Origin of the sequence: Vibrio sp. 10N.286.48.C11, assembly GCF_041469805.1 — a bacterium.
Classification (GTDB): Bacteria; Pseudomonadota; Gammaproteobacteria; order Enterobacterales; family Vibrionaceae; genus Vibrio; species Vibrio crassostreae_C.
This window is the reverse complement of the sequence record NZ_JBFRLK010000070.1, coordinates 1-13,662: the sequence shown is the minus strand read 5'-3', so window position 1 is coordinate 13,662 and position 13,662 is coordinate 1. Positions and strand designations below refer to the sequence as shown.

At 42.7% G+C, this 13,662-nt stretch carries 14 protein-coding genes; 4 read left to right on the top strand and 10 right to left on the bottom strand.

From position 1 onward, the window contains the following. Positions 1 to 390 precede the first annotated feature (390 nt). The 3 genes from AB4209_RS16865 to AB4209_RS16855 form a co-directional block, all read right to left on the bottom strand. Positions 391 to 1,431, bottom strand: coding sequence for a DUF2860 family protein (locus AB4209_RS16865; protein ID WP_102319965.1), 1,041 nt, complete (start codon positions 1,429 to 1,431; stop codon positions 391 to 393). An 82-nt stretch (positions 1,432 to 1,513) separates the two neighbouring features. Continuing rightward, positions 1,514 to 2,749 (bottom strand): HAMP domain-containing sensor histidine kinase, encoded by a 1,236-nt coding sequence (locus AB4209_RS16860; RefSeq protein ID WP_240800853.1) that lies wholly within the window; start codon positions 2,747 to 2,749, stop codon positions 1,514 to 1,516. After that, complete coding sequence (locus AB4209_RS16855; protein WP_102319967.1) at positions 2,718 to 3,380, bottom strand: response regulator transcription factor; 663 nt, start codon at positions 3,378 to 3,380, stop codon at positions 2,718 to 2,720. The genes AB4209_RS16860 and AB4209_RS16855 overlap by 32 nt, the downstream gene beginning before the upstream one ends. Positions 3,381 to 3,483: 103 nt before the next feature. On the opposite strand from AB4209_RS16855, the gene AB4209_RS16850 reads away from it, so the two are divergent. Continuing rightward, positions 3,484 to 4,614, top strand: coding sequence for a fumarylacetoacetate hydrolase family protein (locus AB4209_RS16850; protein WP_102319968.1), 1,131 nt, complete (start codon positions 3,484 to 3,486; stop codon positions 4,612 to 4,614). 344 nt (positions 4,615 to 4,958) lie between these two features. Here AB4209_RS16850 and grxB read toward each other — a convergent pair whose 3' ends face one another. The 5 genes from grxB to AB4209_RS16825 all read right to left on the bottom strand — a co-directional run bounded on the left by grxB (position 4,959) and on the right by AB4209_RS16825 (position 9,205). Further along, positions 4,959 to 5,594, bottom strand: coding sequence for a glutaredoxin 2 (grxB, locus tag AB4209_RS16845; protein WP_102393955.1), 636 nt, complete (start codon positions 5,592 to 5,594; stop codon positions 4,959 to 4,961). Positions 5,595 to 5,621: 27 nt separating this feature from the next. Next, entirely contained in the window at positions 5,622 to 6,647 is a 1,026-nt protein-coding gene (locus AB4209_RS16840; protein ID WP_102393956.1) for a zinc-binding alcohol dehydrogenase family protein, read from the bottom strand. A gap of 144 nt (positions 6,648 to 6,791) precedes the next feature. Beyond that, the gene (locus AB4209_RS16835; protein WP_102394014.1) at positions 6,792 to 7,559 is read right to left on the bottom strand and encodes a glycine betaine ABC transporter substrate-binding protein; all 768 of its coding nucleotides are present in this window, start codon (positions 7,557 to 7,559) and stop codon (positions 6,792 to 6,794) included. Between the two features lie 202 nt (positions 7,560 to 7,761). Continuing rightward, a complete protein-coding gene (locus tag AB4209_RS16830) occupies positions 7,762 to 8,844 on the bottom strand; it encodes an L-dopachrome tautomerase-related protein (RefSeq protein ID WP_102393957.1) in 1,083 nt (360 codons plus the stop codon). A 70-nt stretch (positions 8,845 to 8,914) separates the two neighbouring features. Then, positions 8,915 to 9,205 (bottom strand): putative quinol monooxygenase, encoded by a 291-nt coding sequence (locus AB4209_RS16825; protein ID WP_102281769.1) that lies wholly within the window; start codon positions 9,203 to 9,205, stop codon positions 8,915 to 8,917. A 377-nt stretch (positions 9,206 to 9,582) separates the two neighbouring features. Here AB4209_RS16825 and AB4209_RS16820 point away from each other — a divergent pair, with 377 nt between their 5' ends. Next, positions 9,583 to 10,500 (top strand): LysR family transcriptional regulator, encoded by a 918-nt coding sequence (locus AB4209_RS16820; protein ID WP_102319970.1) that lies wholly within the window; start codon positions 9,583 to 9,585, stop codon positions 10,498 to 10,500. A 15-nt stretch (positions 10,501 to 10,515) separates the two neighbouring features. Here the strand turns inward: AB4209_RS16820 and AB4209_RS16815 are convergent, their stop codons facing one another. Together AB4209_RS16815 and AB4209_RS16810 are read right to left on the bottom strand one after the other, a co-directional pair. Then, on the bottom strand, positions 10,516 to 11,256 hold the full coding sequence (locus AB4209_RS16815; RefSeq protein ID WP_102281773.1) for a sulfite exporter TauE/SafE family protein: 741 nt from the start codon (positions 11,254 to 11,256) through the stop codon (positions 10,516 to 10,518). Positions 11,257 to 11,333: 77 nt separating this feature from the next. Further along, complete coding sequence (locus AB4209_RS16810; RefSeq protein WP_102281775.1) at positions 11,334 to 11,624, bottom strand: putative quinol monooxygenase; 291 nt, start codon at positions 11,622 to 11,624, stop codon at positions 11,334 to 11,336. A 246-nt stretch (positions 11,625 to 11,870) separates the two neighbouring features. On the opposite strand from AB4209_RS16810, the gene AB4209_RS16805 reads away from it, so the two are divergent. After that, positions 11,871 to 12,899, top strand: a complete 1,029-nt coding sequence (locus AB4209_RS16805; RefSeq protein WP_102281777.1) for a radical SAM protein — start codon at positions 11,871 to 11,873, stop codon at positions 12,897 to 12,899. A 16-nt stretch (positions 12,900 to 12,915) separates the two neighbouring features. Next, entirely contained in the window at positions 12,916 to 13,464 is a 549-nt protein-coding gene (locus tag AB4209_RS16800; protein ID WP_102281779.1) for a DUF1349 domain-containing protein, read from the top strand. The last annotated feature ends 198 nt before the right edge of the window (positions 13,465 to 13,662 follow it).

The following is a 13,662-nucleotide window of genomic DNA, read 5'->3' as shown; positions in this document are numbered from 1 at the left end:
GACTTCAGGTCGCACGGGCAGTTCTGAGCTAGGTGGCACTATTTGAGAAAAGTGCCACGAGTAAAACTTCAAACCTATGAAGCCTCTGGACAGAAGCGTGTCAGTGATTTTGCTACATTAGCATTTAACGGATTACTTCTATTACAACAAAACCTCCAACCTAGTGGCCAAACTCACCCATCAAATACAATAGGTTGCTCATCTATAGGTACAGACAAAATTTTCAAAGATCGTCCTGAGATCGGGATAGCCAATAAGTTAGAATCACTCTAGATTCGCTATGGAAGTGTCAAAACACGGCGAGTAATCTTCTCTATCAAAATCATAAAAAGAGGTAAATGAAACTGAAGAAGCATCAGTGCCATTTACCCACTTTCAATACGTGGCTTTTCAGAATTGATATTGCATTCCTAAAGTAACCAAGTATTCATCATGGTCATAAAAATCAATGTTAGCGTCAGTGATGTCCCACCCACCTCTCGCAATGAAAAGTGTATTCTTCCAATCAAATGGCATCGCATATATGTATGTCGCTGACACACCGAGCTTCGTATCTTCCCGAGTTCGCTTCCAGAGAGGGTTTATGTCGTCAAATTTTTGAAGTCCAACGCTGCCCGCTAGCATTGTAATATGTCGCCCGTTTCTTAGTTGAAACTCAGCTTCTGTACTAATACGCTGGCTCTTTAATGCCGAACCTGAAGCATCAACATCTAGGTAATTGATCAACCACTCGATTCCCCACGACTCATTTAAGTCAGTCATGTAATTTAGTTCAACATAGCTAAGGTTCGAATTTCTAGAGAGCGCTGCTAAACTGTCTTCTTGGTCTAGCAAATACTTCCCGCGAGCAAGTTCAAGAGACCAATCTGAACCCAAAACTCGGTCATAATTTAAAACAAGACCTTTCACAGCAGCGTTTGTTGTCGTTCTATCTGATTTCAATTGATAAGGGTTTTTCCAGACTTCTTTCTCCAACAATCCCGGGACCACACCAATCGCTATATTTGAGCCGTCAGTCAAATAATGACGATATCCAGCTTGTGTGTAAAAGTCGCTCGCCATTCCAACAATATCAGTTTTAAAATACACTTCATTTGAATCATCAAAACGATAGTTAAGATCCCAAAAAGGAATAACAATAGCTTCACTCTGCCGGTCTTGAGAACTCGAATAATCAGTGATTTTAGCTTCAGAATCGGTATCCATCACCGAGTTAGTACCATCGACCCCCGTAAAAAGACTGACACTACCATGAAAGCCAGTTGTGTTTTGTTCCTCTGCATACACTGCAGAACTAGCCAACACGCATCCAACCGCCAACAGCTTAAGGTAACCTTTTAGTGAGAATAACTTGGTCGCCTTGTTTCTCTGTTTAGAACTCAACGAAGGCGTAAATAAAACTGGGTGAACTAACAAGTTTGAGTGAATCATCGTACTATCCTTATGTGCTTAGATAGCCAGACTCTACTTAGGCTTGTGTCACAACAAAGTCACAACTCACTGATTAACTTATTTAGAAATAAATCACAGCCTTCGCTTTGTGAGATGTCACCGACAAATGATAGCGCCAGTTGGCACTCTTACAGACAGCTGAAATGATTTCATCTCCATGACCAAAGCCTTGCCCATCGTGTTCCCTAACATCATTTCCAATCACAAGTCGTCGTCCTTTTAACTGGATGAATATATAGCTATCGGTGTAACTCATCGCATTACGGATAAGATTCGCGATAATGACCTTTGCAAAATAACTTTCTATTTCAACATCCGACAGCAAAACTTGGTCTAGTTGGATACTTCGACCAGAAAGCAAAAAGTGATGCTGCTCGATCGTTTCATTAATGACTGCCTGTAATGACTTTTTAGGCTGAATCCCCTTTTCTTCCCGACCGAGTAACAAAAAGGTATTGATCAAGTTATCCATCTCTTTATTTGCGACTTGAACACGGCTGATTATTTGCCGTTTTTTATCATTAACTTCTGCGATTTGTAGCAGATCGGTCGCCCCTAGAATCACATTAACCGGCGTTCGTAATTCATGGCTGGCAAAGCGAGTAAACTGTTGCTCTCGCTTCAAAAAGGATTGAATCCTAGAATAGGATTGGTGATAAGTCCGATACAGTGCCCCAATTTCATCTTTACGCGACGAAATGGCACTATCATTAACGTTGTCAGACGGGTGTTGAATTTGATGGACCAAAAGGTCAATTGGACCGCTAAAATAACCTGACAGTAAGTGGGCAGCAACCAGTCCCAAAACAAACACAACGACCATCATGTACCCAACATAAGCCATCACTCCTTCGCCATAATCGACCATGTGGGGATCCAGTTCAGGGAAATAGACAAAGTGAAGCCACTTTTGTTGGAACGGTGACATAAAAGTCACCGTATGAGCATCGCTGAGCTCAAATTCTTCTATCCCTATGTTTGTTATACCTTCAAGAAAACTCGGTTTGTTATCGTCTTCAAATTGGTATACAGCAAGGAAATTATCTTCCGGGCTAGTCCAGTCTCCGGTCACTAACGATGTTTGTATCCATTGCTGTTGTAGCAACTTTACGCGTTGGTTAATAAAACTGTCGGCGGCAATTTCGGTAGCCGCCCACGCAATCACTCCGATCGCAATGACCACGAGTAACATCAAAGCCGACATCACGGTAAAGACTTGATGCCTAAAGTGACCAAAGTACCATTGTATAAATGAGTTTTTCACATTAAACAGCATTAAGTCGATATCCTTGGCCACGTTCTGTAACCAGCACCCCTTCTGGCAATGCCTTTCTCAGACGGTATATTTGAGTGCGTAATGCGCTCGTTTCTTCGGGCTCATCGCCTTTCCAGATTTCATACGCAATGTCTTGATTACCGACGAGTTTTGGGGCTTTTTTTATGAGTAAACAAACGATACGTTTTTGAGTTGGGTCTAAAGCAATTTTTTCATCATTAGCCGTGACAGTATCGGTACCGACATCATAAACCAAACCACCATATCGAAACTCTGGGCTTAAGCGGCGTTGATTTCTCGCCTCGAGTGCTTCAACTCTAGCGTAAAGCTCTTGTAGCTCAAACGGCTTCACCAAATAGTCATCCGCGCCGGCTTTGAAGCCTGCTAATTTATCCTCAAGCGTATCCCTCGCGGTCAAAAAGATAATTGGTATATCAGCGTGACGACCCGCACGAATAGCACTGCAAGCCGTTAAACCGTTCATTACTGGCATCATAATATCCAATATTATTAGATCAAAGCGCGACTCATCCAACAATTGAATGGCGGCCTGCCCATTATAAGCAAAGTCAATATCGTGACCAAAGAGCTCTAAATAATCACCTAAATTAGCTGCGGTTGCGTGGTTGTCTTCTGCGACAAGTATTCTCATGTAATTTCCTTTTCAATGACTACTGTATTAGCGCGAAGATTGGTGACGTAATTGTGACATTGGCAAGCGTACTGTGATCACATCAACCAAACGGAGAGTTAAAATGAAAGTATCACCAAAACTAATCAGTTTCACAGCACTATTCGCTTTGTCGTCAATCAATTATGCTCATTCGACGGAAATCGCGCCCTCTGACGTTGCCCTTACACTCGCACAAGTACTCAACCCATCAGGTCAAACCCATACGTATTTAGTCACTGAATCTACGGGAAAAAGTGTAAAAGCGATCAATCTAAGTGACCATTTTGACTATTACCCGAGCGAAGCACTAAGCTTTATCGACCGATACGGCTATAGCACTTTGTCTGACGTACATTACGACCTCCCAGTCACATCCCTAGACTACAAACAACTACTCGCAGCAGGTGGGCAAGGATCTGAGCATATCGCAGCAGGCACTAACTACTTAGAGCATGGTGAAGAAGCAGATATTGACGAAGTCTTCCTATTTCCTAAGTTTTCCAAGCCAACACCAAACCACACCAAGATCCGCTACCAAAAGGATGTGCTTCTGGATTACGAGGTAGAGCTGTGTATGAGGTGGATTAAACCTATAAATAGCCCTGAACAAAGCGATGGTTATGCGGGGCTATTTGTATGTGGTGACTTTACTGACAGAGCGGAGCTGTTGCGGAAGATTGATGTCGACAACGTTACATCAGGTCATGGATTTAGTGATGCGAAAAGTGGACAATCACGCTTCCCAACCGGACCTTACATTGTGGTTCCCAAAGATTGGAACTCCTTCTTAAAAAGCGTGTTGCTAACCACCTATGTCAATGGTGAGCAGCGCCAACAAACCGCTGCTTCCGAAATGATTCGTGACCCCAAATCTCTTATTGAGATGATTCTAGAAAAGGGAGAACAGCCTATCTGGCGATATCAAGGTCAAGGCGTCACGTTATTCGACCAACAAGGGATTAATCCAAACCAAAATCTAGTGACAGGTACGCCGGCGGGTGTCGTTTACAACACCCCTGGGTGGGGTTATAGAATATCGAAATCCATCAAGTGGATCGTAACCTTTTCATTCTTAGATTCTGGTCCGGTAGACTATATTTTGGAGCAATACATCGAAGAAAGCTTTGATAACAAAAGTTACTTGCAAGCTGGAGATAAGGTGCAGCTCACCGGTACCTATCTGGGAAGCATAGACGTCGATATTACCAACTAGACACCCAAACTAACGACACTTTAATCTTAGCTTGCTCATTGTTTGCTGAACTCCATAAATACGCGTGCCTGATTAGTCGGCGCGTGTATCAATAAAACTTCTGGACATTTTCGTGTTTGGGATTTTGCTAAATTAGAAATAAATGAATAACTACAGGTATGGAAAATCACGTCGTAAAGATTTCCAACCTGCCTTGAGGTTACTTCTAGGGGAAGAGGAATAGTAATGAGTAAAAAGAAATCACAGGTTTTACTGTTTTTAAGTTTGACTGGTTATATTAATAAAAAAAACGAGCTACCATCTTGATAACTCGGGCCTAATTAATACGCTTTCGTCCAACCAGTCTAGACAGTTAGTATACTAGCACCTAGCTCATTACTGTTTGTTTCCAGCCATAACTTAAGCTCTTGCGGCCAAGTAACGGTGGGCTCAACAAAGAAGCCGCGCAGTAGCGAGAAGTAGATAGCCTGATCAACCAGAGGCAGTGGTGATTTACCCGCATTCGGTTGGATCAACGCTTCAGCGTTAAGCAACTGTGCGTTTACATCTGCAACAATTTGCTCTGTGCTTTCTAACAGGCGAACAAAGTTCAGCTCTTCTGTCTCTTTCTTCGCTTGCCATGCAGTAACACTTGCTTCAGTCGCGAACTCTTTTAGATTCAGTTTCGTCCAGCGAGGGTAGCCAATTCTTTGAATCAAAGGGAATGCCTCACGCTGAAATGCCAACGTCTCTTCTGATGGTGCGGCTACCGCATCAATACCAGCTTGCTCGATAAAGTAAGCAATGATATCCATGCTTTCCGCCATCACGCTGCCATCCGTTTTCTCCAAAACTGGCACCATTTTTTGACCGATTAAATCAATCAGAGTTTGCGCATCAGCATAATCTACAACTTGGTATTCAACGTTAAGCTTCAGTGCATTAGCAACATAAACAACACGGGCACAAAATGGACAATGCTCGTAGATATACAGTTTCATCAAAAATCCCGTTTTTATAAGTCTGAGTTAGTATTTAATTGCAGTTTTGCCAATTGACGCGCTGCTTTCGATACGTTGGTGTGCGTCTTTTAACGTCTCAACACCAAAGCCATTTAATGTTGTAGTGAGTGTTGATTTAATGCGGCCAGCATCAATCAAGTTTGCCGCTTGGAACAGGATATCTTGCTGCTTCTGGATATCGTCAGTGTTAAACAGCGAGCGAGTAAACATCAGCTCCCAGATAAAGCCAGCTGATTTGCCTTGTAGTTTTGATAGGTCAACACCACCATCAAATTCTACAATTGAGCTGATCATGCCTTGCGGAGCAATCAGCTCAACCATTGCATCCCAGTGACCTTTGGTATCTGCAACGTTGAAGATGTAGTCAACATGCTGAATGCCCTGCTCACGTACCGACTCCACTAGATTGCGGTGATTCACAACATGGTCAGCGCCCATATCTCTTACCCACTGCTCGGTCTCTGGTCTTGAAGCAGTCGCAATCACTGTTAGGTTAGTAAGCTGTTTCGCCAGTTGAACCGTAATCGAACCAACACCACCTGCGCCACCAATGATCAGAATAGATTTCTTCTCTTCTGGACGAACGCGTAGGCGATCAAACAAGGCTTCCCAACCTGTCAATGTAGCGAGAGGCATAACGGCTGCTGATTCGTCAGAAAGGCTTTTTGGTGCGTGAGCTGTAATTCGGTAATCAACCGCTTGGTACTCAGCATTTGCGCCCATACGAGTCACATCACCTGCGTAATAAACACGGTCACCAATCTCGAAGCCTGAAACATTGTCGCCTTTAGCAACCACTTCACCCACCGCGTCATAGCCCAATACTTTTGGTTGCTCTAGGGTTTTATCTTGTGCGTTGCGGATACGGATTTTTGCATCTGCTGGGTTAATCGAGGTCGCACTTACTTTTACAAGCAGGTCATTATCTTTTAACTCTGGCAGGCTTGTTTCAAACTCGAACAAGCTGTCTTGCTCTGTAATGGCTAGTGATTGAGTAAAACCAATTGCTTTCATTGTTGTTGGTGCTGACATGTTGTTTCTCCTTTGATTGGACACCTTCATCATAGAGATTTTTTACCCTAGATAAACCGCCCAATCTTTTAATTACATTCAATTTATTTTTGACAATAACACTGCTCGACCGGGTAGTGCTGAAATTCTTATCTGTTAACCTAGCTAAATAACACCTTGTGCAACTAACCATTCATACGTCACTTCATCTTGCGGTTTACCCTCACGGCACACTTTATAATCAAGCTCGGCAATAATATCGTTAGAGAAACGTAATGAATCTAAGGTTTTGAGCTGCTCATCAGTAAATAGATTTCTCTTATCCTCTCTCAGTAACAGTACAGCTCGGTCTACAATTCCAAGCAGCCCTTTCGGCTCTTTCAGCTCGCGAATATCATAACGATAGTGAAGAAATTGCGGTTTCCATAACGGCACAATGACCCACTCTTTATTTGCGACGGCATCTTCAAAAGCACTAAAACAGTCGTCTTCACTGCCGGTAAAAAACTCATAGCCAGCTTTACTTAAACCGTACTCTTCCATCATCTGGATAGAGAAGCGAGTGATCCCAGCTCCTGGATTAATACCTTGAATTTTAGGTCTCATTTGCTCGACGACTTCAGGCTTCAATAAATCCGCCACTTCAGCGACTATCTCTTCGGGTACGTAATCCGGTACCCCCCACAATGCGTAAGGTTCATAATGAAGTCCAAGCTCGATTAATGGCTCAACTTTTTCAACATCCGACTTATAGATACCATGGCTCGATGGCAACCAAGCAGAAGAAAGCATATCGATTTCACCCGTTTTCAGTTTTTCAAAATTTTCCTGATGAGGGGAAAAGATTCGCTCAACTTCGAAGCCCATACTTTTCAATACATTGCTAACCAATGAAGCTGTCGTGCGATGAAATGATAAATCTGTTACACCCATTGTGATTTTTTTATTCATTGTTCTTCCGCTCTTATCGTTGCTGATAGATTGATAATACAAGGCACTAGAGCAATCAAAAACAGCCTAATGTTTGATTTATTATCAAAAATAAATTGATAGACACCGATTTACACTTAATAAAAAAGCGCATGCATTGATAAAATACATACGCTTTATATTGACGAGTCTATCTATTGTCGTCTTAATCTAGTTTGATGCGTAACACATGGAACGGTTTGCTCGCACCTTCTTCGCCTTCATTAAGGGCTGGATTTAGATGCAGAGAATTTTGCGTCACGTAGAGGTAACCACCCTGAATTGAGAAGCCATCTGCCCATGACAGCAATTTGTCATCTTGTGCAAACGTCTTGAAGCTCTCACTCGTTACAATGCTCACAGCGTTTTTCTCAACATCGCCGACATAGATATTACCGTTATCGGCAATGATCATGCCGTCACTTGGGCGTTTTTCATTGTAGAACTCGATAGATTGAGCAAGCTCTTTATCTGTCAGCTTCTCGTTTGCAAGCGCACCCGCTGGTAGTCGGTAAATCGCACTGCCATTCACCGTGCCGAAATATACCCACTCGTTTGCAGCATCAATCGTTACTGGGTTCAGTCCAAGGTAAAGCGCATCAGAGCTACCATCTTCACGCTTTGCCCCCATCAGTGAACCATCAATCACCACATCATGCTCTGGTGATAGTAGCGCCTTGTAAGATTCAAGAACGCGGCGAGATTCCCCCGTCTCTAAATCCACAACAACAAACGCAGGTGCTGGGTCACCGAACAAGTTACCAAGGCTGGTATCTGCAATGTACATCTGGTTACGTTTGGTATCTAAAGCGAAATCCTGTAGGAAAGAGTTGCCGACAGTAACATCTTTGCTTATCTCGATGCGTTTAAATAGCTTGTTGTTTACTGTATCCCAAGCCACAATCTGCGCTGAAGCGTCAGCACTGCCCATGTCGAGAATCCAAACCACACCATCTTCGGTACTATCAATACCAATGACTGACGATAGACCAACCTTACCAGTCTCTGGACCATCCGCCCAATCTTCGCTTGGGAAAGGCTGAGTTGAACCATCTTTCATCAGTTCAACAACGCGATATTTTGGACCATCAAGAGGCTGCATTGAAAGGAATGTGCGGCCTTGTTCAGTCACAGTGATGTTCCCAGGGCGGGTGCCGTCAAGCTCAGCGACGACTTCGATCTCTGCTGCTTGAGCGGTATTAAAGAGGGTTGCTACCGCAATGGCTAAAAGTGATTTTACGTTTTTCATTTCATGTACCTTAGTGGGATTCACTTGATTTTGGTTCGTAATAAATGGCTGATACCCATCTAATGTAAAGTTAAGCGATTTGCGTCATTTCATTTAGCGTGAAACTTGCAACACACCCTTCCGTCGCTGCCATGTATTCTGCAAGGTGAGTATTACCCATGTGTGCTTGCCATAGCTCACGAGATACCCAGTTCTCGTAAAACATAAAATGTGCTGGGTTTTCGTTGTCTTGATGAAGGTCGTAGTTAATGCAGCCTTCTTCAGCACGCGTGATATCAATCAGCTTCAATAGCTCTGCTTTAACCAGTTCAACTTTATCTTCGTTCGCAACAATATTTGCAACAATAGTCAATTTAGTCATGTTTAATTCCTTTATCTCTCTACTTGTTAACAACAATAATAACCCTAAAAAAAACAACACCTTATTTCTGTAGCTTGCCGTAAGCACTGGCAACACCAATCAGTGTAGTCAATGAATCGTCATGGATTATCTAATTATTTTTTAAACATTATCTAAAATAAATTGATAATCATAAACGTATGCGCTAGGTCTTGTGTTTAGTCGGGTTTGTTTGAATGAAGCTATGATAGGCGAGTTATTAACAATGAAAAACAGGTTTTAATTTGAATTATTATCAAAAATAATTTGAATGCAGATTGTTCTGTCGTCAAGACTGCTTTATAAATAGTAGAAACGCAGCAAATACTGCTGTCCCTTTTTCTGGTAAAGGTCTCATCATGCTCTTAGAAGATTTACAGGTTATTTTAAAAGTCGCGGAGTTTCGCAGCATCACCGCAGCGGCAACCAGTTTAGATATGCGTACCGCCACAGCGAGTGCAGCGGTAAAGCGCGTTGAGGCATCATTGGGCGCGGAGCTTTTTGTCCGTACAACCCGTCACTTGCGATTGTCCTCTGCTGGGGAGCGTTATTTACCTCAGTGTCAAGAGGCGCTAAAGATGCTTGAGCAGGCCAAAATGAATATGCATGAAGACTTGGGCATTATTGATGGTGAAATTCGTATCGCGCTATCGTCTGATTTGGGGCGTAACCTTATTACTCCTTGGTTAGATGAGTTTTTATTGCAATACCCGAATGTCTCACTGCGTTCAAGTATTAGCGATAGCAATATTGATTTCTACCGTGATTCTGTCGACATGGCTCTGCGCTATGGCTCACCAACCGATGCCAATATGTATGGCTTTAAAATCTGTGATGTACAGAGAGTGCTGTGTGCAAGCCCTAGCTATTTAGCGGAAAATCCAGCCCCCACACAGCCGAACGATCTGCTTGAGCACAATGCGTTGTTTTATCAATTGCACGATGTGTTACAAAATGAGTGGTTATTCAGTCATGAGGGTACGACTCATAAGGTAAAACTGAAAGGCAATCGAGCTTCGAATGATGGGGATCTGGTGAGGCGTTGGTGTGTTGCAGGTAAAGGTGTGGCAATCAAATCGTGCCTTGATATGTCTGATGACCTTTTAGCAGGTCGAGTGGTTAGTATTATGAAGGAGTACAAACCAACGCCGACTGAACTCTGGTTGGTTTGTCCGAGCCGTCAGTCCATCACACCAACGGTTCGGCTGTTAAGAGATTTATTTAGAGAGAGAACGAACGTGATACTTGAGCAATTAGCAGAAAAAAGAGCGCTATAAGATACTGACGATGGCTTATAACGTAGCGACTCCGGAGTACAACATTTTTATAGCCGTAATGAATAATACGCTGTAGCTGATTTTGTAAATCAGCTCTTGAGAGATGATGTTAACCAACCAAACACCGGTTCTCACCCCTATAAATGCAATAGGTACAAGCACGAGTGATGTCATCAAGTTTTGTGTATCGAGTTGTCCCATATAACTGTATGGGACTAACTTAACAAAATTAAGCCCAGCGAAAAACACAACGCTGGTGCCGATAAGTTGCTCTTTAGGCAGTTTCTTGGGTAGCAAATACATGCTTGCTGGCGGTCCCCCTGCATGAGCTATCGTACTCGAAAAACCTGATAATAGGTTTAATGCGTAGCCTTTGATTCGGTTAGGTGAACCTGATTGCTTCAACAATAATTTTTGCCCCAAAAAAGTCAGCGCCAATCCACCAATCATTAGTTCAACAATGTGTGTCGGAAGGCTGCCCATGAAGTAAGAAGCGGCCATAACCCCTAACACAGCAAAAGGCATCATGACTTTGAGTTCGGCATAATTGCAATTTTTACGATGATAAAACAGCGCCATTAGATCCATTCCACATAAAAGTGGCAATAGAATAGCAGCGGCTTGGACAGGCGAAACACTCATTGCCATTAATGGCACCGAGAGCATACCCAAAATCCCTCCAACACCGCCTTTTCCCATCCCATAAAAGAACACAGCAGGTATCGCAGCTAGATAGAACCAGATATCAATAATCATTATTTTCACTACATCGACAGGCAAAAAAAGAAGGTCATGATGACCTTCCTTCCAAACACTACAGAATCAAAAACTATTTATGCGATTTGCGTCATTTCGTTTAGCGTGAAGCTTGCCACTGAGCCTTCTGTTGCTGCCATGTACTCGGCTAGGTGCGTGTTTGCCATGTGTGTCTGCCAAAGTTCACGTGAAGTCCAGTTCTCGTAGAACATGAAGTGTGCTGGGTTCTCGTTATCTTGGTGAAGGTCGTAGTTAATGCAGCCTTCTTCAGCGCGTGTGATGTCGATTAGTTTTAGCAGTTCTGCTTTTACTAGTTCAATTTTGTCTTCATTAGCAACGATGTTTGCAACGATAGTTAACTTGCTCATAGGGTATTCCTCATCATAACGTTATGCAGCTTATCAAACGATGCCTTCGCTGCCTTGTTGGGTTGGATGTATAGTACGACACGCATTCACATCCATAAACAACCTCCCATTTGATTTATTATCAAAAATAGATTGATAATGGATTGTCTATTTTAATTTGATAATAAATCAAACTAGCCCCAGTTTTTACTGTGCTTTAAATTACGTAGCATGCGCTTATTGATTTCATTGATGGATAGATAAGCCATGACACAGATACAATTTCAACAAGGTCCAATACGCCCACCCTCTGAAGCAGACAGTTTGCTGATACGGACAACACAAGGCTGCCCGTGGAATAAATGTAAGTTCTGTACTCTGTTTGAAGGGATGGAGTTCTCTATTCGTCCTGTCGAAGAGATCAAACGTGATATCTGGGCGGCACGAGCCTTCTATAAAAACCGACAGTTTGAGAGCTGTTTTTTGCAAGATGGTGATTCCTTTGCAATGGAAACGGACGATTTACTGGATGTGCTCAATACACTAAAAGAGGCGTTCCCGGAGCTCACACAAATTAGCTCATATGGCAGAGCTCAAACCATGACTAAAAAGTCTCCAGCCGAGATGAGGGCTATCTGCGATGCAGGGTTAAACATGCTGTATTGCGGTATGGAGTCGGGCTCGCTTGAGGTACTCAAGTTGATGAAAAAAGGGATCACCCCTAAGTCAATTTTGAAATCAGCCGAGTACGCGAAGCAGGCGGGTATGAAAATGATGACATTCATCATTCTTGGCTTAGGTGGGAAGGCGTTGTCCGAGCACCATATCGCACAGACTGCCCAGCTATTAAACCAGATTGATCCTGAGGAGATCCGAATATTATCGCTAGCGGTAAAACCTGGTACTGAGTTGGATGATATGGTTCAAAACGGCCAGTTTACGCCACTTTCAGAGCGTGAGATGTTGGAAGAACAATTTCAATTGATCAGCCAATTAGATGGCATCAAAAGCAATTACGGTAATTATCATGGGATAAATTTGCTGACGGAACTCAATGGACAATTTCCGCATGATAAAGAGGCGTTTTTACGTACCATTGATCACTTCATGTTGATGAACGAAAACGATCAAAATAACTTTATTTTAGGTCGTCGTACCCACCACTATGCGACACTGAATGACATGAACAATAAGCTCATGTATGACACGGTGCAGCAACAGCTAAAGCGCATAGAGCAGCAAAAACTTGGCGACCTTGAAGATATTTTTTATAGCCTTCGCCAACGCATGATCTAAACCCAAGGAGTCCGAAATGAAGAATTTAAACGACTGGTACATTCAAAATGAGAACCCAAGCCATTGGTCATTTGATAACGGGCTGTTGTCGATGCAAGTGCAAGAAGGCAATATTTTTGGCGCGGGTTCAAGTGACGTGGATAACATTTTCATCTACCCAGTATCTCAACCCAATTATAGCGCAGAAGTAACCATCACCTTAGAGCCAACCTTGCCATTTGAACAAGCTGGCCTAGGCATTTACTGGGACAACGATAACTACATCAAAATTAGTAAAGAAATGTTCATGGGCGAGCCTTCCATTGTGTTTGTTGTAGAGCAAAATGGTCAACCAGAGATCAAACAACTTAGCACATTTGAAGGCACGACAGCCTCAGTTAAGATAGAAAAAAATGATGGTACTATCACTGCGTTCTTGGAATGTAATCAAAAACGCTCTTGGCAAGTCATTGGCTCTGCGAAGACATTAAACGGCCAAGCAAAAGGACTTATGCTTTATACCTTTAGTGGTAGTTCAAACACACCTAATTTTGCTAAGTTTAGTGAATTTCAACTAATGAGTTGAGCCAATCTGGTATATAGCAATTGACTTTTTGTATTAGTTTTATTTTTGAAAAAGTCATGTTAGTCGGTAGCGCTTAGTGGGATCGAAACACACAATGGGGCAAAACTGATTTAGCGCAACCTGTCAGATATTTGTGACCTGTCAGATATTGCAACCTGTCAGATATGGTCACATAGAGGTAAACGCCCCATGAACCTA

What these genes read in the sequence shown, in the direction of transcription:
- AB4209_RS16865 (WP_102319965.1), bottom strand. Translation starts at nt 1,431, where the DNA reads ATGATTCACTCAAACTTGTTAGTTCACCCAGTTTTATTTACGCCTTCG.
- AB4209_RS16855 (WP_102319967.1), bottom strand. Translation starts at nt 3,380, where the DNA reads ATGAGAATACTTGTCGCAGAAGACAACCACGCAACCGCAGCTAATTTA.
- AB4209_RS16850 (WP_102319968.1), top strand. Translation starts at nt 3,484, where the DNA reads ATGAAAGTATCACCAAAACTAATCAGTTTCACAGCACTATTCGCTTTG.
- grxB (WP_102393955.1), bottom strand. Translation starts at nt 5,594, where the DNA reads ATGAAACTGTATATCTACGAGCATTGTCCATTTTGTGCCCGTGTTGTT.
- AB4209_RS16840 (WP_102393956.1), bottom strand. Translation starts at nt 6,647, where the DNA reads ATGTCAGCACCAACAACAATGAAAGCAATTGGTTTTACTCAATCACTA.
- AB4209_RS16835 (WP_102394014.1), bottom strand. Translation starts at nt 7,559, where the DNA reads ATGGGTGTAACAGATTTATCATTTCATCGCACGACAGCTTCATTGGTT.
- AB4209_RS16830 (WP_102393957.1), bottom strand. Translation starts at nt 8,844, where the DNA reads ATGAAAAACGTAAAATCACTTTTAGCCATTGCGGTAGCAACCCTCTTT.
- AB4209_RS16825 (WP_102281769.1), bottom strand. Translation starts at nt 9,205, where the DNA reads ATGACTAAATTGACTATTGTTGCAAATATTGTTGCGAACGAAGATAAA.
- AB4209_RS16820 (WP_102319970.1), top strand. Translation starts at nt 9,583, where the DNA reads ATGCTCTTAGAAGATTTACAGGTTATTTTAAAAGTCGCGGAGTTTCGC.
- AB4209_RS16815 (WP_102281773.1), bottom strand. Translation starts at nt 11,256, where the DNA reads ATGATTATTGATATCTGGTTCTATCTAGCTGCGATACCTGCTGTGTTC.
- AB4209_RS16810 (WP_102281775.1), bottom strand. Translation starts at nt 11,624, where the DNA reads ATGAGCAAGTTAACTATCGTTGCAAACATCGTTGCTAATGAAGACAAA.
- AB4209_RS16805 (WP_102281777.1), top strand. Translation starts at nt 11,871, where the DNA reads ATGACACAGATACAATTTCAACAAGGTCCAATACGCCCACCCTCTGAA.
- AB4209_RS16800 (WP_102281779.1), top strand. Translation starts at nt 12,916, where the DNA reads ATGAAGAATTTAAACGACTGGTACATTCAAAATGAGAACCCAAGCCAT.